The sequence below is a fragment of the Paenibacillus sp. FW104-T2 genome (genome assembly GCF_058789975.1).
Genome location: NZ_JBYTCE010000010.1, coordinates 68,907 through 87,549 on the forward strand (window position 1 = coordinate 68,907; position 18,643 = coordinate 87,549).

An 18,643-nucleotide genomic window follows, 5' to 3' on the forward strand; every position below is an offset into this window, starting at 1 on the left:
AATCCGAGCCATTCAGCGTTGAAAGTGTTTTGAACTCTGCTACAGGCAGGTTTGAATATAATGGGGTTTTTGAATTGAGGAGGGTATTTGACATGTCGGAAGAAATGAAAAATCAAGAAGCAACCCAAGATGAGTTGGATCAATTCGTTTCCTTGAAAAAAGGAGATACTGTAAAAGGAACCATCGTCAAATTGGAAGATAACCAAGCCTATGTGAGCATTGGATATAAATATGACGGTGTAATTCCAATTCGTGAACTGTCCTCATTGCATGTTGACAGCGCGTCTGATGCAGTAGAAGTTGGACAAGAAGTTGAAGCTAAAGTACTTAGCATTGACGACGAGAAAGAAAAACTCGTTCTGTCCAAACGTGCAATCGACAGCGAAAACGCTTGGGATCAATTGCAAAAGCACTTTGAAGACCAAGATGTATTCGAAGTTGTTGTAGCTGACGTGGTAAAAGGCGGTCTGGTAGCGGACGTGGGCGTACGCGGATTTATCCCGGCTTCCATGGTTGAGCGCCATTTCGTAGAAGACTTCAGCGACTACAAAGGACGCACACTGCGCGTTAAAGTGAAAGAGATCGATCGTGAGAACAACAAAGTGATCCTTTCCCAAAAAGACGTTCTGGAGCAAGAATTCGAAGCTAACAAAGCTGAGGTTATGGCTGGTCTGCAAGAAGGCCAAGTTATCGAAGGTACAGTACAACGTTTGACTCAATTCGGAGCATTCGTTGATGTAGGCGGAGTTGACGGTCTGGTTCACGTTTCCGAGCTCGCTTGGACTCATGTGGACAAACCATCCGATGTCCTTTCCGAAGGTGATAAAGTCAGCGTTAAAGTGCTGAAAGTTGACCCTGAAAAAGGCAAAATCAGCCTGAGCATGAAAGCTGTTCAACCAGGACCATGGGAAACAGCTGGCGAGAAATTCAACACTAGTGATATCGTAACAGGTGTTGTTAAACGTCTGGTTGATTTCGGAGCTTTTGTTGAAATCGCTCCTGGTGTTGAGGGACTTGTGCACATTTCACAAATTTCCCACAAACACATCGGCACTCCACACGAAGTGCTGAAAGAAGGTCAGGAAGTTCAAGTTAAGATTCTCGACATGAATCCTGCTGAGCAACGTGTAAGCCTGAGCATCAAAGAAACAGAAGAAGCTCCTGCCCAAGCGCCAAAAGCTGAAAGACCTGCTAGAAACAACGCTCCGCGTGAAGAAATCAACAACCCGAACGTTTCCTTGAGCAATCAAGGTATGAGCATCACACTCGGCGAACGTTTCGGTGACAAACTCAGCAAATTCAAATAAGTTATTCATGCATGGTTCTAAGTTATACTGCATATTTTGCTGAACAATAAAAGCAAGATCGGCGAGCCCCAGCGGGTTCGCCGATTGTTGTTATTGTAAGCATTCTTGGCATGAAAGGTTAGCCAAGACATGTGTTTTTTGCTATGATGAGTAACGTAAGTATGGACAGGAGGAGTGGAATGTATGGCAAGACCCGTTGTGGCAATTGTCGGGCGACCGAACGTGGGTAAATCCACTATTTTTAATCGGATTATCGGCGACAGACTGGCCATTGTGGAAGACAAGCCGGGTATTACCCGTGACCGGATCTACGGAATCGGTGAATGGAACGGTAAACCATTCAGTATTATCGATACAGGTGGTATCGAAATCGACGGCGAGGATGTCATTCTTAAATCAATTCGGATGCAGGCAGAGCTCGCCATTGAAGAAGCGGATGTTATTGTATTCATGTGTGATGCAAAAGCAGGAATTACGCAATCTGACGAAGAAGTCGCAGAGATGTTGTACCGCTCAGGCAAGCCCATTGTTGTAGCCGTTAACAAAGTGGATAATATTGGGCGCAGTGAGCTCATTTACGAGTTTTACGGATTTGGATTTGGAGATCCGATCGGTGTATCCGGGAGTCATGGTACGGGTATTGGTGATTTGCTGGATGCGATCGTTGAAAAATTGCCTGAACTTGAAGAAGAGACATACGATGAAGACGTCATCCGTGTTGCTCTAATCGGACGTCCAAACGTGGGTAAATCTTCATTGGTGAATGCCATTTTGGGTGAGGAACGCGTAATCGTAAGCGATGTAGCCGGAACGACGCGTGATGCCATTGATACCCCGTTCGAAAAGGATGGGCAGCGTTACGTGCTGATTGATACAGCAGGTATGCGTAAACGTGGTAAAGTGTATGAAACTACCGAGAAATACAGTGTTATGCGTGCTATGCGTGCCATCGAACGTGCTGATGTTGTTTTGGTCGTTATAAACGGCGAGGAAGGCATCATTGAACAGGACAAGCACATCGCAGGTTATGCATTTGAAGCCGGTAAAGCTTCCCTGTTCGTTGTGAATAAATGGGACGTGGTGGATAAAACAGATAAAACGATGAATGAGTTTGAGAAAAAAATTCGGGATCACTTCCTGTTTATGACTTATGCTCCCGTAGTCTTTTTGTCAGCCAAAACAAAACAACGCTTACAAAAATTGCTTCCTGTGGTAACTCGTGTAGCCCAGCAGCATGCTATGCGTGTTCAGACGCATTTGCTTAATGATGTTGTATCTGATGCCGTGGCTATTAATCCACCGCCTACAGACAAAGGACGCAGAATGCGGATTAACTACGTGACACAGGTTGCTGTCAAACCGCCGACCATGGTTATTTTTGTAAACGATCCGGAATTGATGCACTTCTCTTATGAGCGTTACCTGGAGAATAAAATCCGCGGAGCGTTTGATTTTGAAGGTACGCCAATTCGCATATTTACTCGGAGGAAGTCCGACGAAGGTTAGGGGAGAAGTTTGTGATTTTACCAATCGCAGCGATTGTACTGAGCTATCTGCTCGGTTCAATCAGCTTTAGTGTCCTCCTTGCAAAGGCAATACGGGGGATCGACATTCGTCAGCATGGCAGCGGAAACGCAGGCGCTACCAATACATTGCGAATATTGGGTAAAGGACCGGCTATTCTTGTGCTGCTGTTGGATGTCCTTAAAGGTATTGCAGCTGTATGGATTGGAGTGTGGCTCAGTAACGGCTCCGAGTGGATTCCTGCAATTTGCGGTATAGCAGCGATTGCAGGACATAACTGGCCGCTCTACTTCCGATTCCGTGGGGGAAAAGGAATTGCAACAGCAATTGGCGTACTCGCCACTCTTGCATTCGTTCCTGCAGTTTCTGCCGGAATTTTTGCAATCCTGTCCATCGTTTTGACACGTTACGTTTCACTGGGTTCTCTTATTTTTGTAGCATTAACACCAATCTTCATCCTAGTGTTCCCGGGATATTCCATGAATCTATTCTGGGGAAGTCTGATTATTTGTCTGTTTGCTTTTTGGAGACATCGCACCAACATTGCGAAGCTCGCCAGAGGACAGGAAAATAAATTAGGAGCTAATAAACCTGGGGGTGGAAAACGCGTTGTCTAAAAAAGTTGCCGTCCTGGTCGCAGGCAGTTGGGGGACCGCTCTCGCAAGTGTGCTGGCCGCCAATGGGCTGGAAGTGACGATGTGGACACGTGGTGAAGAGCAGGCCGCCGAAATTAACAACCAGCATCGGAACAGTCGTTTTCTACCTGGTGCAGAGTTATCACCTCGCATTCAGGCAACGACTAATATGGGGGATGCCGTTCAAGGGGCATCGGCCGTTTTGATTGTTGCGCCTTCCTCAGCCATGCGTTCGGTAGTCAACCAATTCAAGGCGTATTATACGTCAGACATGTTAATAATCCATGCAACCAAGGGATTTGAAACGGAAAGCCTCAAACGGATGTCGACGGTGATCTCTGAGGAACTTGAATGCGAAGAAGGACATATCGTTGTACTTTCGGGTCCGAGTCATGCGGAGGAAGTGGTCAAACGCTGTCCTACAACAGTGGTTGTGGCTTCACTCGACAAAGCCGCAGCAGATGCTGCTCAGGCATTATTCATGAATGCCTATTTCCGTGTGTATACGAATCGGGATATGCTTGGCGTGGAGCTGGCAGGTGCCTTCAAAAATATTATCGCACTTGGTGCAGGGATGTCGGATGGCCTGGACTTCGGAGATAATGCAAAAGCCGCTCTATTGACTCGTGGATTGGCAGAGATCACCCGGATTGGCGTGGAGATGGGAGCAAACCCGCTTACGTTTGCGGGCCTCGCAGGAATCGGTGATTTGGTCGTTACCGCGACAAGCCAACATAGCCGGAACTGGCGGGCCGGTTCCATGCTGGGACAAGGACAAAAGCTGGAGGATGTACTTAATTCCATGGGAATGGTCGTAGAAGGAATTCGTACGACAAAAGCAGCCTATTTTATCTCCCAGAAATACGGAGTGCAGATGCCGATTGCGGATCAACTATACCATGTTCTCTTTCAGGATCGTGAGCCGCGTGATGCGGTTGAGGCACTTATGGGCCGAGATCCCAAGACCGAAATGGAAGTTATGAAACTGGAAACATGGGAACAGTGGCACTCCTGATTCTCCATTGCTTTACTCACCAGAAATAAAGAAGCTCATTCACCTTTTCATCGCTACACTCATACTATACACATGAGTATTGCCGGAGGAGGGGAGACGAATGGGTAACAACATTTCTAAGGATGCACTGAAAGCGATCAATAAAAAAACGGGCAAAACAATTACAGAAGGTGCTGTCAAGAAATTGGCGAGCACAGTAAAACCGTCCACCATGCAAAATGAAGCTCAGCTGCGCCAATTGATTAAACAAGTATCCGCCATGGCGAAAGTTCCGGTATCTGAAGATACGGTTCAGGATATTGTAAGTGCGGTCAAAAAAAGTGGACTGAATCCAAACAGCATGGAATCATTAATGAAAATGATGATGAAAAAATAATAGATCGTTTTTGCTTCTGCAACGTGGGTAAGCAAGACAAAAAGATGAGTCAGCTAAGGCTGGCTTTCTTTTTGTCTTTTTTTTGGAAAAGTCCTCTGAATTTCGTGTTATAATAATTTCAATTGTCACCGTGTCAGTGATGAATAACAGATTGAAGGGGAGACTGCTGGATTATGAGCGCAATGGACAAGATGTGGCTGTCATTGGTTGCAATTCTGATTATGGGATTGTCTGTATTCCTGATCACCTTCGCGAGAGCCAAAACCAAAGGCTTTGTGCGAGGGATTCTGTCATTAATCGCGTTTCTGATTATGCTGATTGGTTTTTTCGGCGGAATTGCATCGCTCACTTGATCTTATTCTTGCGTGCAGCTTAACATCCGCATAAGTACACCATAGAACTGACACAATGAAAACGGATGAAGGGAAGGTGAGCCGGTTGGGACCACATGGAACAGAGGGCCTTACAGAGCGCTATCCGGAATTGCACGCTGCGTTGCTGGAAACGGCAAAAACCTGGAATACAGTACCTTATGCTTGGCTTCTTGGGGGGAGCTGTGGACTGCTGCTGCAGCAGGTCGAGTTGCAGCAGGCTCCCAGAGATATTGATGTGTACGCCGATCTGGCTGCTGCACATGGGCTGCATCATGCTGCCCCAGGAATTGCCCTGGATAAACCGTTGATAGATCGAACAGGGCCATACGCTTCATTGCTGAGTCATTATCAAGTCGGAGAGTGTTCGCTTGAACTCGTAGGTGGCTTTGAAGTATGGTCCAGGCAGAGCTGGTACCGGGTTGAGATTGAACAACTGCTGATTCATCATGCGCCTCAGGCTCAAATTGGTTCTTACACGTTAAGATTGATGCCCCTTGCTCATGAGCTGCTTTTTAATCTGCTGAGAGGTCGAGCTGACCGTTATGAGGCTATTGCCGAAGCAATCCGGAAGGATCCACAGCTTCATCAGCCCTTACTGGCTTCATTGGGTAAGCATAATGTGTGGACAAGCCGATTCTCCGCTGAGGTAGAAGAGTTGGTTGGTTTTACATGGACTTCATAGGTGGGGAGGCAAGAGGATGGAGCACACGATTACATTTTTACCGCAAAATAAGAGCATTCGCCTAAAAGCGGGAGTGAACCTGCTCAGTGCCGCACGCCGTGCAGGAGTGAAGATTCCAACCCGTTGCGATGGAAAAGCTGCTTGTCTAATGTGCAAGGTCAAAGTAGATGGTGATCAGCTGCAGGCGCTGCACCCCCCTACAGATGCTGAACAACGGAAACTGGGTTCCCTGCTGGAAGCAGGAACTCGTCTTGCTTGTCAGGCCAAGGTGAGGGGATCAGTGTCTGTTCATGTTCCGGAGGATCCGCTCAAAGCTGCGATACGTAAGCAGTTGGAACGCCAGCAGCAGGAGAATGACGATTGGTTCTGAAACTTACCTGAATGGAGCTCAATTGGAATGGGTTGTCCCGTTGGTCTCTTCAGATTCAAGGAGGATGCGGATGAGCGAAAACAAAGATAGACTCTTCATCAGTTTAGGGCAGAGGTACGGGATTCAGGGAGTCCGCTGCCTTCTCTTGATTTTAATGCTTGCTATAGTAAGTGGCTGCATGTATCCAACCCAGGGTAACGATGATCCCAAAATTGCATACAGGGAGAGTGTGAACCGGATACAGAGTGCTGTAGAGGCATTTCAGAAGGATCAGGGGATTCTGCCCATGATTAATGCGGATATGGATACACCAAAATATGAAAAATTCAGAGTGGATCTGCCGAAGCTGAAACAGCAAGGTTATCTGGACGAGATTCCGGGTACTGCCTTTGAAAGTGGTGGGAGCGCTTACTTCCTTATTCAAAATGAAGAGGTAGCACCCACTGTAAAAGTAATGGACTTGCAGACGGTACAGAAGGTCAATGATGTACAGCGCATGGTTAACCAGTATAAATCAGTACATAACGGCAAACTGCCTGTCGGAGAGGAATTGTATACCGGTCTGTATGCTGTAGATATGAAACAAGCTGCTCAGGCAGGTGCTCCAGAGGTTACACTGAACAGTGTATATTCCGGTCAGGAGTTACCATTTATCATGGACGGTGAAGGCAATGTGTACGTAGATTATGCCTTCGATATCATGCAGGCGGTAGAAAAATCGGATCGTTCTCCTGTGGAGGGGGATGATGTGCGCGAGTATTTGCTGGAGCACTCCCATTTCGTTCCTGTAAAATCGGTTAGTTATACGTGGCAGAATAATGCCCCAGTGGCACAAGAAAAACCATAGATGAAATGCACCAAAAAAGAGATACTCCTTATTAAGGAGTATCTCTTCTATTTTTATTGTTGCATTACGTTCTCAGGAGCTTCAAAGAACCAGATCAGATAATACGTTAGACCTCAACCTTGTAATTCAACATAAGTTCATCGCCGGACATTCCACGAATGCCCCAGTGTGCACGTGGTGTCTCGAAAATAGTAATCTCCAAATCATGGAAAGACAACTGGAGTTTTTCATGTATTTGTTTATATAACTGCTGGATTAAATCTTTCTTTGTTTCCATAGATCTTCCTTCGAACATGCTGATTTCAACAATGGTGTATGCTGCTGATCGATCTGGCGGGTACTGAAAGTTCTCCGCATCCATGGGGAAGTAACGTTGGAATTTTTTGTTCTCTGGCAGTCCCAGCACATCCATCAGAACGGAATGAATCACGATAGCAAGCTGTTCTTTCTTTGGATTTAACTGCTCACGTATACCGAAAACTTTAATCTGTGCCATGCTCATCTCACCTTTCTCATCTCGTTTTCAATCTAACTCAGCTCGGCTCTAAAACCATGTTTCCTTCACAATATACCTCTAACTCCGAGTGTCCGATACCCCAAATAGAAATGAATGAAACCAGCATAAATGCGACCAGGTGTTCATAAAGTAGATTGAAATAATGACGCGCAGTCCGAGAGCGGGGCGACTTCCCTGAGCTGAAGACCTGAGAAAAAAACAAAAAAACGCGTCATATTGCTGCATACGGATACATAAGATGATACTAGTCCAATTGCATGTACGAGTTAACGCCGCTTTCGCCGGTTTCATCAGAATGCAACGTTCGGCGGCGGACGACTTCCGGGCACTCACAAAGGCGGCTCTACCGTTGCAGGGATTTCAGTCTTCTGATTGAAAAAACGAAGCGGATGCTCTTTAGCATTTTTCCTTCGGAGTAATTTAGGGAGGGGATTTCATTGGAGAAAGTGGACATTTTTAAGGACATAGCTGAGCGGACCGGAGGGGATATCTATCTCGGGGTTGTCGGCGCAGTCCGGACGGGGAAATCAACATTTATTAAACGATTCATGGAAACGATCGTACTGCCAAACATCGCAAGCGAGGCTGATCGTGCCCGTGCAGTGGATGAACTTCCACAGAGTGCAGCAGGCAAAACGATTATGACCACCGAGCCGAAATTCGTACCGAATAACGCAGTCCAGATCAAAGTGGCTGAAGGGCTCGATGTTAATGTACGTTTGGTGGATTGTGTAGGGTACGCTGTGGAGGGTGCGAAGGGCTATGAGGATGAAAATGGTCCACGCATGATCTCCACGCCGTGGTTCGAAGAGCCGATCCCGTTCCAGGAAGCAGCGGAGATTGGCACGCGAAAAGTCATTCAGGAGCATTCCACATTGGGTGTGGTGGTTACCACAGACGGCACCATTGCCGAGATCGCCCGTAGTTCCTACGTGGAATCCGAAGAACGAGTCATTGCCGAACTGAAAGAGGTTGGCAAACCGTTCGTACTGATCATCAACTCTACCCGTCCTCGCAGTGAAGAGGCTCTTCAATTGCGAAGCGAATTGGCAGCTAAATATGATATTCCGGTAATGACATTAAGCGCGGCCACCATGACGGAAGATGATGTGACAGGCGTGTTGCGTGAAGTCCTGTATGAGTTCCCTGTTCATGAGGTGAATGTGAATCTGCCGAGCTGGGTTATGGTCCTGAATGAAACCCACTGGCTGCGTAACAACTACGAAAATTCCGTGCGCGACACGGTGAAGGACATTCGTAGACTGCGTGACGTGGACCGGGTTGTATCCCAGTTCATGGAGTATGAGTTCATTGACCGCGCAGGACTCAGCGGCATGAACATGGGCCAGGGTGTGGCCGAAATTGATCTGTACGCACCTGATGAATTATACGATCAGATCCTCGTGGAAGTGGTCGGCATTGAAATCAGAGGCAAGGATCATCTGCTGCAGCTGATGCAGGAATTCTCTCATGCCAAACGGGAATATGATCGCTTCGCTGAAGCCTTGGAGATGGTCAAAACGACCGGATACGGCATTGCGGCACCTTCGCTTGCTGAGATGGCACTGGATGAACCCGAGCTTATTCGCCAAGGCACCAAGTTCGGTGTGCGTTTGAAAGCAACTGCACCATCCATTCACATGATCCGGGTCGATGTCGAGTCCGAGTTCGCACCGATTATCGGTACGGAGAAGCAAAGTGAGGAACTGGTGAGGTACCTGATGCAGGACTTCGAGAACGACCCAATCAAGGTGTGGGATTCAGACATGTTTGGTCGCTCACTGCATTCCATCGTGCGCGAAGGGATTCAGGGCAAGATCGCCATGATGCCGGACAATGCAAGATACAAATTGCAGGAGACATTGGGACGTATCATCAACGAAGGTTCAGGCGGCTTGATTGCCATCATTCTGTAAGACAAAAGACGACCACAAGGCCATCCTTGTGGTCTTTTTGCTGTATGATTTAATTTCCTATAAACGGTACTACTGGATGTATACTACATGCTACAAGAAAAACTTAGCGAGTTTTAGCTTTAAATTGTTAAAACCCATTTACATACTTGGGATTAGCCGTTATATTAATATTCAACTATTGTGATCAAGGTCACTGAGAGTGCACGAATAGGGGGAGACAGAGATGAAAAAGAAAGATACGAAATGGGTATGGTTAAGTGTTCTGCTTGTATTTACATTGGTGCTGTCCGCTTGCGGGATCAAAAAAGAACCAGCAGCAGCTCCAGCTTCCGGAGCATCAGAGGACAAGCCCAAGACGGAGGCAGTGACGGGCCCGCTTAGTGGTAAACGAATTGCCCTAATCATGGAATTTAACACGGGCACCTTCTCACAGCAGTATGTACAAGGCGTAAAAGAGGAAATTGAAAAATTCGGCGGTGAGCTAACTACATTTGTTGCTGATAATGATAAAGCCAAGATGGTTTCATTGCTGGACAGCGCAATTAACCAGAAGTTCGATGCAATCTTGACGGATCACGGGGACTCGCTCCTGGAACCGGGTGTGAAAAAAGCAGTAGAACAAAACATTCCGGTAGTAGTCTTCGATGCAGCCATTCAAGTACCAGGGGCAACCGTATTGTCTCAGGATGACCAGAAGATGGCGGAACTTACACTGGAACAAATGAAAAAGGATATTAACGGCCAGGGGAATATCGTCAAAGTATGGGTGGCCGGATTCGCTCCTATGGAACGCCGCCAGATTGCTTACGGCGAATTCATGAAGGAGAATACGGACATCAAGGAGATTGCCACATTTGGCTCAGCGCAAAACCCTGCTCTGGATACACAAGCCAAGATGGAAGCGATTCTGAAACAATACCCGAAAGGCGAAATCACAGCCGTGTGGGCTGCGTGGGATGAGTTTGCCAAAGGTGCTGCACGTGCAATCCAGCAAGCGGGCCGTGACGAAATTAAAGTTTACGGCATCGATATGAGTGATGAGGATTTGCAAATGATTCAGGATCCGAAAAATCCTTGGGTTGCTTCCGCAGCGGTAGACCCGACAGACATTGGACGTGTTCAGGTACGTTACGCTTATCAGAAACTGAATGGTGATGAGACTGAAGATCAGGTGGTCCTTAATCCGGTTTATGTTCAACGCGAAGCACTGCCTGAGACACAAATCTCTACTTCCGAATTGTCCCAATATGTTGAGGGTTGGGGAGGAAGTACACAGGGCATCAAGGATTGGATGGCGGAATACGGAATCACTGCTAAATAAAGCAGCGTTAGAAGGCGCGCCGCAAGGTGCGCTTTTTTCGCAGGCAGATATGTAAAACAACAGATTGTAAGGTTAGCATGACTCCCTGGAGGAGGGATTGGAGGTCTACATTATGACAACAGCACCGATTTTGCTTCAAATGGAACATATTCATAAGCAGTTTGCCGGCGTTCCTGCGCTGAAAGACGTTGATTTCTCTGTAAAAGGTGGAGAGATTCATGCACTGCTTGGCGCCAATGGAGCAGGGAAAAGTACTTTGATGAAAATTCTGTCGGGTGCCTATCAACTGGATCAGGGCCAGATTCGTTTAAATGATCAGCATTTACGTCTAAATTCACCGGGGGACGCTAAGGCAAACGGAATTCACTGTGTCTATCAGGAGGTTGACGCTGCACTGGTACCGCAGCTGACGGCTGCAGAGAACATTATGCTGGACCAGCTGGCTTCTCCAGTTGGTGGATGGTGGAAAAGCCCGCGTAAGCTCCAGCAGCGTGCTCTTGAGGCACTCACAGAATTGGGAGCAGACATTGCAGTTCAGAAAAAGGTAGCAGACCTTACCCTTGCAGAGAAACAGATGATCCTGCTGGCACGCATCCTGATTCAGGATGCCAAGGTGATTATATTTGATGAACCGACTGCTCCGCTGAGCCAGGAAGAAACCGATGCCTTTTTCCGGATTGTTCATTTGTTAAAAGAACGGGGAGTAGCTTGCATTTTTATAACCCACCGGCTTGCTGAGGTGACTGGGCATTGTGATCGAGTGACCGTCATGAGAGACGGGCAGCATGTATTTACGGGTGAGGCGCGTGGACTAACTGTCAATGATCTGGTCACACAAATGCTGGGCAAGCCATTCGAAGAGGAATTTCCGAAGACGGAAGCACCTATAGGCGAGGTAATCTTTGAAGCACGTGGACTGCACCGGGGGATCAAGGTAAAGGGGGTTGATTTGTCTGTACACCGTGGTGAGGTTCTGGCTGTTGTCGGTCTGGTCGGTGCGGGCAAAACGGAATGCTCCCGTCTTCTGATTGGAGCAGACCAGCTGGAGAAAGGGGATATTCGTATACACGATAAACCGCTTCGCTTCTCTCAGCCGGCGGATGCTGCAGCTTCAGGCATTGTTTCCGTACCCGAGGAACGTCGCAAGCAGGGGATTCTCATTCAGGAAAATGTGGAACGAAATTTGAGCCTGCCCTTGCTCGGACGTCTTAGTACATTCGGATTCGTTAGTCGCAAAAAGGAGCGGGAGAACGCGGAATCCCTGGTTCAACAGCTTGGCATTAAAACATCTTCGGTACGTCAGGAAGTGAAGTATCTGAGCGGAGGTAACCAGCAGAAAGTAGCTATTGGCAAATGGCTGAATGCAGACGCTGATGTCTTTATATTTGATGAACCTACCAAGGGCGTGGATATTGGAGCCAAAAGTGACATCTTCCGTATCATTAACGAGCTGGCTTTGGCAGGTAAGGCGGTCATCTATTTCACATGTGAGCTGGACGAGGGGCTCGGTATAGGAGACCGCATTGCAGTGATGTGTGAAGGGAAAATCGTAAAAGAATTCAAGCGTGGCGAGACCAACCAAGAACAGCTGCTATACTATGCAAGCGGTGGACAAGAGGTGCAGGTATGAAGGACAAATCTATGGATTTTGCGTTCCGTTACGGGGCGATTATCGTTATTATCGGAGTTATTGCTTTTTTTGGCATCAAGTTGCCTTATTTTTTTACCTACAGTAATCTGACTGACATTCTGGGGTCGATATCGATCGTGACCTTTGTGGCTATCGGTGTAACGTTATCTCTCATTGTGGATGGTTTTGATCTCTCGGTGGGGGCTACTGTCTCATTGACGACCGTTGTAACGGCATCGTTAATGATCTGGTATCAGCAGCCGCTCGCCGTTGTCATTATTGTTCCGCTCGTGATCGGTGCAGTCATTGGCCTCCTGAATGCTTTGCTGATTGTAAAACTGCGCATTCCTGATCTGCTCGCCACGCTGGCGACCATGTACATCATTGGAGGTATTCACAAAACGTACGCGCAAGGGTACACCATTTATAATCATATGCAATTTCCTGATGGCAGCAAGGCAGCCGGAGAGATGGATCCTACGTTCTTGCTGATTGGTCAGGGAAAATGGCTCGGCATGCCTATATCGGTTATCCTCCTGCTCGTTGCAGTCATTGGTGTTCATATCTTTTTGACGTATACGAAATACGGACGCCAGATGTACGTTACTGGAGGCAATGAAGAGGCGGCGCGCTTGTCCGGAATCAAGGTGAAAAAGGTGCGTACGCTTGCTTATGTGGCTGCTGGCGTGTTTGCTGCAATAGGGGGCATTATTTACGCCTCCAAAGTGGGATCAGGACAGATTGATGCAGGATCTCCGTTGTTAATGGAATCCGTAGCAGCTGTGTTTGTAGGGTTCTCTGTCTTTGGTGCGGGGAAACCAAATGTTATCGGAACCTTCATTGGTTCAGTTCTGATTGGGGTACTGGTGAACGGTTTAACCATGATGAATGTTCAGTATTTTACTCATGATATTGTAAAAGGTGGCGTCCTCGTGCTTGCCCTGGCGGTGACATTTTACGTGCTAAACCGCAACCGCACTTGAAATTGTGTGCTGTCTGTATTAGTATAAAATTTGTTCCGCGTCTGAAACGCGCTTGGTTTCAGGCGGCATTCTGCCGGAAATGACTGTTGACCGCAGGCGGATAATTGTGTTCATCACGCTCAAGATGTACGTAGATTTTTTGCGTATGAACGTATATTTCGCTTTAAAACGGAAACACAGTATAACATTCAGGACATTGATTCAGGAGGTGAAAACAAATGAACAAATCAGACTTGATTACACACGTGTCCGAAGCGACTGAATTGTCCAAAAAGGATGTAACGAAAGCGGTTGATGCCGTATTCGAAGCAATCTCTGAGGCTCTTCAAAGCGGAGACAAAGTACAATTGGTTGGTTTTGGGAACTTCGAAGTTCGCGAGCGTTCTGCACGCAAAGGGCGTAACCCGCAAACAGGTGAAGAAATCGAAATTCCTGCGAGCAAAATTCCTGCATTCAAACCAGGTAAAGCGCTCAAAGACGGAATTAAATAAGATTTCTACATATTCCATATGTCAAAGAAAGGACCGTGACTCGTTCACGGCCTTTTCTTTTGTCTTCTAACGATATGCCTCGCTGTTTTTTGTGTCCTCAGGGTCGTCCGGTTGCTTGCTATAAGCGATCAATATCAGATCTTCTCCTGCTGATTCCGAAAGGTGCTGTTCAATGTCCTGTAGCTGATGAATGTGCTCGTCTGTCAAGGTTGCAGGGGTGTACTTCATGCAGAGGCTCCTTTCTATGGAATGTATACTGTAGTATGACCCGGTTCCCATAGATTATTGCAGCTTAACAAGCAAAACTCAGTTGACAAATGAATCAATCTTAATCATCATTAACGCTATTGAACAATTAGGAGAGGGGACGCTACGTAATGGACCATCCAACCGGCAGTGATTACATTGTCATTAAGGCAGAGGAAAACGGAGTTCAGGTCATCGGTTTGACGCGAGGACAGGACACGCGTTTTCATCATACCGAGAAGCTGGACAAAGGTGAAGTCATGATTGCCCAGTTTACGAATCATACTTCCGCGATCAAAATCCGCGGCAAGGCTACCATGATTACAAAGCATGGCCAAATAGAATCAGAATAAAAAGACGAGTTAAGAGTCTGTTGCATCAGAGCTAAGCGTCGTTTTACGGAAATCTCCTGCCTGTTCACGAAGTGGATTGGGGTAGAGCCGATACTTTGGGTATGAACGAAAAATTGCAGGCATAGCCTGCTTTTTTTCATTGTACAATGAGGTATGAGCCTTTACCGGACAGACTACACTAACATGTAAAGGCAGGGAGGCGTTTATGAAACCGCGGATGATCGTGACGGCTTCGCTGCTGGCAACGGTTGCAGCAGTTTTCCTGTTGGTTGCTGTGCAAACCTTACATATGCGAACATTGGGCGGAGAGCGGGTACAGCCGGTATCTGCAGCTGAGCAAAAGCTGGAACTGTCTGACGAGAATTTGGTGGACGTGCTGAGCTCCATGCATTTGACTACACCGATTGCAAAAGTGGAGTGGAAGCAGTCCATTTTGAAACTGGATCTGAAGGTGACAGGTACCGGAACAAGTTACACCGAAATCTATGATAATATGGCAACGGTGGCCGAGCTTGGATTTCACGGTCTAGATAACGTAGAGCAAATACTGCTTCGTGTCATGGCAGAAGATGAGTGGCTGCACAAAAGGCATCTGCTGCTTGCTGCAGATATACGAAGAAATGAGTGGCCAACAGATGCAATCGAAGCACTTCGAAATTGGAAAAGCCCCGTCCTATCCGGTGAAATAAAAGAATGGTTTCACATCATGGAGACCGATCTGTGGAAGAAGCAATTCGAATTGTTGAACGAAGGGTAATAGAATAGCAGGATTCAGTGCGTGTCTGTTCAACATATGCTATAATATATAAGATTGTAGTGCAGAAATGGTTTAACAATGCAAAGGCTCGGAGGCTGAGAATGAATTCATATCGCGTACCCCAACTAGCAAAAAAATATACGGATTACGACATGATTCGACAACATACGGAAATACCACCGTTTCCGGATAGCCGGGCTCGTCTGCTGCAGGCGTTTGTGGGCCGTACAGATGAAAAGGAGCATGATGAGTTGTATGCTCTGGCTACCTCGCTCGTCCAGCTGGCCATGGATACGCATGATCGAATCGATACGATCTCCGGGGATCGGAAAGAGCAGGATATGCGCTCACGCCAGTTGAACGTTCTTGCTGGTGATTACTTGAGCAGTCGCTTTTATCAGCTGCTTGCCCATGCGGGTCGTATTGAGATGATCGGCAAGCTCAGTGGTGCCGTATCTGAAGTCAACGTGCGCAAGATGACGCTGTATGATCGGATGAAAAAGCTTCTCGTTTCGGCTGAAGAATACTTGCGTGAAACGGTACAGCTGAAGATGCAGCTGTTTCTTTCTTTTGCGGACATGATCGGATCAAAGGAACAGAAGCTATGGGAGAGTCTTCTTGCCGAATTCAGCTTGTGCGAGACCGTTGTGGAAGAGCTGCAGCGAATGAATGACGCGAAGAAATTCAGCCATAGCTATGCTTTCTGGCATATATACAAGCAAGGTACAGCCGATGAGCGGAACCTGATTGTCCAGCCGGAGCCAGATATGCGGGCATGTGGGGCCATGGCAGTGAAGTATCAAATTGATGGGCTTCTGCTGGACAGGCTTCGTGAAAGTACAAACCGCATAAAGCAATTGCTTCAGGAAGAACAAGACCAGCAGGGATTAGCTGAGCTGTATGCCATCTTGGAAACCTATTTGGGTTATCTGGAGCCTTCACACGCAGCAGTAAGGGAAGATTGAGGGGGAGACAAATGGGGAGCGCAGAGTCGAAACCAAAAGAAGAGTTTGTCCATTCGGTGTTTCAGAGTATAGCCGGAAAATATGATGTCATGAATGACATCCTGAGTTTCCGCAGGCATAAAGCTTGGCGCAAATTCACAATGAAGAAAATGAACATGTCCAAAGGGGATACAGGCTTAGATCTATGCTGCGGTACCTGTGACTGGACGCTGGCGATGGCAGAGGCAAGTGAAACAGGTCACATGCATGGACTGGACTTTAGCAGCAACATGCTTGAAGTCGGGCAGAACAAGGTTAATGCCGTAAACAGACAAAAGCAGATTACGCTTGTTCAGGGGAATGCCATGTCACTTCCTTTTGAAGATAATTCATTTGATTATGTTACCATTGGATTTGGCCTTCGTAATGTTCCTGATCTGAGACAGGTTTTATCGGAAATGAAACGTGTAGTGAAACCAGGTGGTATGGTTGTGTGCCTGGAATTGTCCAAGCCGACATGGCAACCGTTTAAAGGTATTTATTATTTTTATTTTGAACAAGTACTGCCGAGACTTGCCAAATTGTTCGCCAAACGTTATGAGCAGTATAAGTGGCTGCCTGATTCATTGGCATTATTTCCGGGAAGGAAGGAACTGGCTACCATTTTCGAAGAAACCGGATTGAAGCAAGTGCAGGCCTATCCTCTGACCGGAGGCATCGCGGCATTGCATATTGGAACCAAGGAGAATCAGCATGTTTAGGAAAATTCGCATTTTTTTAGAAATGATCAAGATTGAACATACGCTTTTTGCTTTACCTTTTGCATTTATGGGTGCCATTCTCGGGTCTATGGTCGTGAACGGAACGTTCCCAACGTGGATGCAGATTATGTGGGTGCTGCTGGCCATGGTTGGTGCACGCAGTGCGGCATTTGGACTTAACCGGATGATTGACCAAGCGATCGACGGCAAAAATCCGCGGACGGCTATGCGTGCCATCCCAGCGGGCCTGCTCAAAAATGGCGAGGTTGTTATCTTTATTATTGTCTCGTTTGTACTGTTATTCTGGGCTTCATCCAATCTTAATGTGTTATCCATGCAATTACTTCCAATCGCAGTGTTTATGCTGGTATTGTATTCATACACCAAACGATTCACATGGCTCTGCCATGTTGTACTAGGAATGACTATTGGCCTTGCTCCACTTGGAGGCTGGGTAGCTGTTACGGGGTCCATGGATTGGACAGCCATTGTGCTGTACGTTACGATTGTGTTCTGGACAGCAGGCTTTGATATTATTTATGCATGTCAGGACTTGGAGTTCGACCAGGAAGAGGGGCTTCATTCCATTCCTTCCCGTTTCGGACTTATTAAATCGTTGAATATTGCTAAGTTCTTTCACATTATTACAGCCATCGGATTTTTGGCGCTTCTGTTGATGACGGATCTGAGCTGGTGGTATGGTGCAGGCATGCTGATTACATATGGTATTCTTTTCTATGAGCACTATATTGTATCGCCTAACGATATGAGTCGTGTACAGACGGCTTTCTTTACCATGAATAGTGTTTTGAGTCTGGTCGTATTTACCTTTACTTTGATAGACCTGGCGGTGAAATAAACATGCAGCAGCTGGACAATAAACGACTTGTTGTCGGAATTACCGGAGCCAGCGGAAGTATTTATGGCATAAGACTTATTGAAACGCTGCTCGGCCTGGATTTCACGGTTCATCTGGTGATTTCTAATGCCGGCTGGCGGGTTTTAAAAGAAGAAGTGGATTGGGATGTCACGAATCGTGAAGGTGTGCTGGAAGAGAAATTCGGCGGCCTCGGCGGTTCGCTGGTTTATCATCCCGTTAGTGATATAGGGGCTTCGATTGCAAGCGGATCTTACCTGGCTGATGGCATGATCATCATGCCATGCTCCATGGGCACACTTTCCTCCATCGCACAGGGGGCGTCAGATAATCTGATGTCTCGTGCTGCGGATGTCATGATGAAGGAGGCAAGGCCACTAATTCTGGTACCACGGGAGACTCCACTGCATGCGATCCATTTGGAGAATATGCTCAAGCTCTCTCGCTTGGGTGTTCGAATGATTCCGGCCATGCCGGCTTTTTATCACAAACCTCAGACGATGGAAGAGTTGATTTTGTTTTTGGTAGGTAAAGTGCTGGATAGTTTGCGCATTCAGCATCAACTGTTCGCAAGATGGGGAGAACCGGATCAACGGGGCTAGCCGTTTTTTCTATAACGGTTTGAACTTTATGCAGGATACGACCTGCTCGCCCCGGTATCCCGGGGTATTGGTGAGCGCTGATGGTAGAGTTTCTGTGAAACCACAGCCTTGACCC

22 protein-coding genes are annotated in these 18,643 nt (G+C 47.1%); 20 read left to right on the forward strand and 2 right to left on the reverse strand.

The features are described from left to right. Positions 1-92 precede the first annotated feature (92 nt). From rpsA to AC3WQ3_RS14465, 9 genes are all read left to right on the forward strand, one after another. Entirely contained in the window at positions 93-1,307 is a 1,215-nt protein-coding gene (rpsA, locus tag AC3WQ3_RS14425; protein ID WP_095292903.1) for a 30S ribosomal protein S1, read from the forward strand. A 183-nt stretch (positions 1,308-1,490) separates the two neighbouring features. Continuing rightward, positions 1,491-2,813, forward strand: coding sequence for a ribosome biogenesis GTPase Der (der, locus tag AC3WQ3_RS14430; RefSeq protein WP_095292901.1), 1,323 nt, complete (start codon positions 1,491-1,493; stop codon positions 2,811-2,813). Positions 2,814-2,824: 11 nt separating this feature from the next. Continuing rightward, positions 2,825-3,448, forward strand: a complete 624-nt coding sequence (gene plsY, locus AC3WQ3_RS14435) for a glycerol-3-phosphate 1-O-acyltransferase PlsY (RefSeq protein WP_127540253.1) — start codon at positions 2,825-2,827, stop codon at positions 3,446-3,448. Further along, positions 3,441-4,481 (forward strand): NAD(P)H-dependent glycerol-3-phosphate dehydrogenase, encoded by a 1,041-nt coding sequence (locus tag AC3WQ3_RS14440; protein WP_336780730.1) that lies wholly within the window; start codon positions 3,441-3,443, stop codon positions 4,479-4,481. The genes plsY and AC3WQ3_RS14440 overlap by 8 nt, the downstream gene beginning before the upstream one ends. A 100-nt stretch (positions 4,482-4,581) precedes the next feature. Next, positions 4,582-4,857 carry a stage VI sporulation protein F gene (locus AC3WQ3_RS14445; protein WP_056696692.1) on the forward strand — a complete coding sequence of 92 codons (276 nt, stop codon included), beginning with the start codon at positions 4,582-4,584 and terminating at the stop codon, positions 4,855-4,857. Positions 4,858-5,030: 173 nt separating this feature from the next. Continuing rightward, positions 5,031-5,210: a DUF2768 family protein gene (locus tag AC3WQ3_RS14450; RefSeq protein ID WP_095292896.1), complete on the forward strand. Its 180-nt coding sequence runs from the start codon at positions 5,031-5,033 to the stop codon at positions 5,208-5,210. Positions 5,211-5,286: 76 nt separating this feature from the next. Next, positions 5,287-5,913, forward strand: a complete 627-nt coding sequence (locus AC3WQ3_RS14455) for a hypothetical protein (protein WP_492472599.1) — start codon at positions 5,287-5,289, stop codon at positions 5,911-5,913. Between the two features lie 16 nt (positions 5,914-5,929). Further along, positions 5,930-6,283: a 2Fe-2S iron-sulfur cluster-binding protein gene (locus AC3WQ3_RS14460; RefSeq protein ID WP_153979195.1), complete on the forward strand. Its 354-nt coding sequence runs from the start codon at positions 5,930-5,932 to the stop codon at positions 6,281-6,283. A 70-nt stretch (positions 6,284-6,353) separates the two neighbouring features. Then, positions 6,354-7,130, forward strand: coding sequence for a YphF family lipoprotein (locus AC3WQ3_RS14465; RefSeq protein ID WP_492472600.1), 777 nt, complete (start codon positions 6,354-6,356; stop codon positions 7,128-7,130). Between the two features lie 106 nt (positions 7,131-7,236). Here AC3WQ3_RS14465 and AC3WQ3_RS14470 read toward each other — a convergent pair whose 3' ends face one another. Then, the gene (locus AC3WQ3_RS14470) at positions 7,237-7,626 is read right to left on the reverse strand and encodes a tautomerase family protein (protein ID WP_492472601.1); all 390 of its coding nucleotides are present in this window, start codon (positions 7,624-7,626) and stop codon (positions 7,237-7,239) included. Positions 7,627-8,084: 458 nt separating this feature from the next. On the opposite strand from AC3WQ3_RS14470, the gene spoIVA reads away from it, so the two are divergent. From spoIVA to AC3WQ3_RS14495, 5 genes are all read left to right on the forward strand, one after another. After that, positions 8,085-9,563 carry a stage IV sporulation protein A gene (spoIVA, locus tag AC3WQ3_RS14475; protein WP_127540262.1) on the forward strand — a complete coding sequence of 493 codons (1,479 nt, stop codon included), beginning with the start codon at positions 8,085-8,087 and terminating at the stop codon, positions 9,561-9,563. Between the two features lie 223 nt (positions 9,564-9,786). Continuing rightward, positions 9,787-10,884 (forward strand): sugar ABC transporter substrate-binding protein, encoded by a 1,098-nt coding sequence (locus tag AC3WQ3_RS14480; RefSeq protein WP_492472602.1) that lies wholly within the window; start codon positions 9,787-9,789, stop codon positions 10,882-10,884. Between the two features lie 112 nt (positions 10,885-10,996). Further along, positions 10,997-12,514: a sugar ABC transporter ATP-binding protein gene (locus AC3WQ3_RS14485; RefSeq protein ID WP_492472603.1), complete on the forward strand. Its 1,518-nt coding sequence runs from the start codon at positions 10,997-10,999 to the stop codon at positions 12,512-12,514. Next, positions 12,511-13,497 (forward strand): ABC transporter permease, encoded by a 987-nt coding sequence (locus AC3WQ3_RS14490; RefSeq protein WP_095292881.1) that lies wholly within the window; start codon positions 12,511-12,513, stop codon positions 13,495-13,497. The genes AC3WQ3_RS14485 and AC3WQ3_RS14490 overlap by 4 nt, the downstream gene beginning before the upstream one ends. A gap of 218 nt (positions 13,498-13,715) precedes the next feature. Continuing rightward, positions 13,716-13,988, forward strand: coding sequence for an HU family DNA-binding protein (locus AC3WQ3_RS14495; RefSeq protein WP_024630670.1), 273 nt, complete (start codon positions 13,716-13,718; stop codon positions 13,986-13,988). A gap of 66 nt (positions 13,989-14,054) precedes the next feature. Here AC3WQ3_RS14495 and AC3WQ3_RS14500 read toward each other — a convergent pair whose 3' ends face one another. Continuing rightward, positions 14,055-14,216 (reverse strand): hypothetical protein, encoded by a 162-nt coding sequence (locus AC3WQ3_RS14500; RefSeq protein WP_336780735.1) that lies wholly within the window; start codon positions 14,214-14,216, stop codon positions 14,055-14,057. A gap of 149 nt (positions 14,217-14,365) precedes the next feature. Here AC3WQ3_RS14500 and mtrB point away from each other — a divergent pair, with 149 nt between their 5' ends. The 6 genes from mtrB to AC3WQ3_RS14530 all read left to right on the forward strand — a co-directional run bounded on the left by mtrB (position 14,366) and on the right by AC3WQ3_RS14530 (position 18,528). Next, positions 14,366-14,587 carry a trp RNA-binding attenuation protein MtrB gene (gene mtrB, locus AC3WQ3_RS14505; protein WP_095292880.1) on the forward strand — a complete coding sequence of 74 codons (222 nt, stop codon included), beginning with the start codon at positions 14,366-14,368 and terminating at the stop codon, positions 14,585-14,587. Positions 14,588-14,792: 205 nt separating this feature from the next. After that, positions 14,793-15,344: a hypothetical protein gene (locus AC3WQ3_RS14510; RefSeq protein WP_153979189.1), complete on the forward strand. Its 552-nt coding sequence runs from the start codon at positions 14,793-14,795 to the stop codon at positions 15,342-15,344. Between the two features lie 101 nt (positions 15,345-15,445). Beyond that, the gene (locus AC3WQ3_RS14515) at positions 15,446-16,309 is read left to right on the forward strand and encodes a heptaprenyl diphosphate synthase component 1 (RefSeq protein ID WP_492472604.1); all 864 of its coding nucleotides are present in this window, start codon (positions 15,446-15,448) and stop codon (positions 16,307-16,309) included. A gap of 11 nt (positions 16,310-16,320) precedes the next feature. Further along, entirely contained in the window at positions 16,321-17,049 is a 729-nt protein-coding gene (locus tag AC3WQ3_RS14520) for a demethylmenaquinone methyltransferase (RefSeq protein ID WP_095292874.1), read from the forward strand. Further along, positions 17,042-17,908: a UbiA-like polyprenyltransferase gene (locus AC3WQ3_RS14525; protein WP_095361932.1), complete on the forward strand. Its 867-nt coding sequence runs from the start codon at positions 17,042-17,044 to the stop codon at positions 17,906-17,908. The genes AC3WQ3_RS14520 and AC3WQ3_RS14525 overlap by 8 nt, the downstream gene beginning before the upstream one ends. A 2-nt stretch (positions 17,909-17,910) precedes the next feature. Beyond that, a complete protein-coding gene (locus AC3WQ3_RS14530) occupies positions 17,911-18,528 on the forward strand; it encodes a UbiX family flavin prenyltransferase (RefSeq protein WP_336780737.1) in 618 nt (205 codons plus the stop codon). The last annotated feature ends 115 nt before the right edge of the window (positions 18,529-18,643 follow it).

What these genes read in the sequence shown, in the direction of transcription:
- rpsA (WP_095292903.1), top strand. Translation starts at nt 93, where the DNA reads ATGTCGGAAGAAATGAAAAATCAAGAAGCAACCCAAGATGAGTTGGAT.
- der (WP_095292901.1), top strand. Translation starts at nt 1,491, where the DNA reads ATGGCAAGACCCGTTGTGGCAATTGTCGGGCGACCGAACGTGGGTAAA.
- AC3WQ3_RS14445 (WP_056696692.1), top strand. Translation starts at nt 4,582, where the DNA reads ATGGGTAACAACATTTCTAAGGATGCACTGAAAGCGATCAATAAAAAA.
- AC3WQ3_RS14450 (WP_095292896.1), top strand. Translation starts at nt 5,031, where the DNA reads ATGAGCGCAATGGACAAGATGTGGCTGTCATTGGTTGCAATTCTGATT.
- AC3WQ3_RS14460 (WP_153979195.1), top strand. Translation starts at nt 5,930, where the DNA reads ATGGAGCACACGATTACATTTTTACCGCAAAATAAGAGCATTCGCCTA.
- AC3WQ3_RS14465 (WP_492472600.1), top strand. Translation starts at nt 6,354, where the DNA reads ATGAGCGAAAACAAAGATAGACTCTTCATCAGTTTAGGGCAGAGGTAC.
- AC3WQ3_RS14470 (WP_492472601.1), bottom strand. Translation starts at nt 7,626, where the DNA reads ATGGCACAGATTAAAGTTTTCGGTATACGTGAGCAGTTAAATCCAAAG.
- AC3WQ3_RS14480 (WP_492472602.1), top strand. Translation starts at nt 9,787, where the DNA reads ATGAAAAAGAAAGATACGAAATGGGTATGGTTAAGTGTTCTGCTTGTA.
- AC3WQ3_RS14485 (WP_492472603.1), top strand. Translation starts at nt 10,997, where the DNA reads ATGACAACAGCACCGATTTTGCTTCAAATGGAACATATTCATAAGCAG.
- AC3WQ3_RS14490 (WP_095292881.1), top strand. Translation starts at nt 12,511, where the DNA reads ATGAAGGACAAATCTATGGATTTTGCGTTCCGTTACGGGGCGATTATC.
- AC3WQ3_RS14495 (WP_024630670.1), top strand. Translation starts at nt 13,716, where the DNA reads ATGAACAAATCAGACTTGATTACACACGTGTCCGAAGCGACTGAATTG.
- AC3WQ3_RS14500 (WP_336780735.1), bottom strand. Translation starts at nt 14,216, where the DNA reads ATGAAGTACACCCCTGCAACCTTGACAGACGAGCACATTCATCAGCTA.
- mtrB (WP_095292880.1), top strand. Translation starts at nt 14,366, where the DNA reads ATGGACCATCCAACCGGCAGTGATTACATTGTCATTAAGGCAGAGGAA.
- AC3WQ3_RS14510 (WP_153979189.1), top strand. Translation starts at nt 14,793, where the DNA reads ATGAAACCGCGGATGATCGTGACGGCTTCGCTGCTGGCAACGGTTGCA.
- AC3WQ3_RS14515 (WP_492472604.1), top strand. Translation starts at nt 15,446, where the DNA reads ATGAATTCATATCGCGTACCCCAACTAGCAAAAAAATATACGGATTAC.
- AC3WQ3_RS14520 (WP_095292874.1), top strand. Translation starts at nt 16,321, where the DNA reads ATGGGGAGCGCAGAGTCGAAACCAAAAGAAGAGTTTGTCCATTCGGTG.
- AC3WQ3_RS14525 (WP_095361932.1), top strand. Translation starts at nt 17,042, where the DNA reads ATGTTTAGGAAAATTCGCATTTTTTTAGAAATGATCAAGATTGAACAT.
- AC3WQ3_RS14530 (WP_336780737.1), top strand. Translation starts at nt 17,911, where the DNA reads ATGCAGCAGCTGGACAATAAACGACTTGTTGTCGGAATTACCGGAGCC.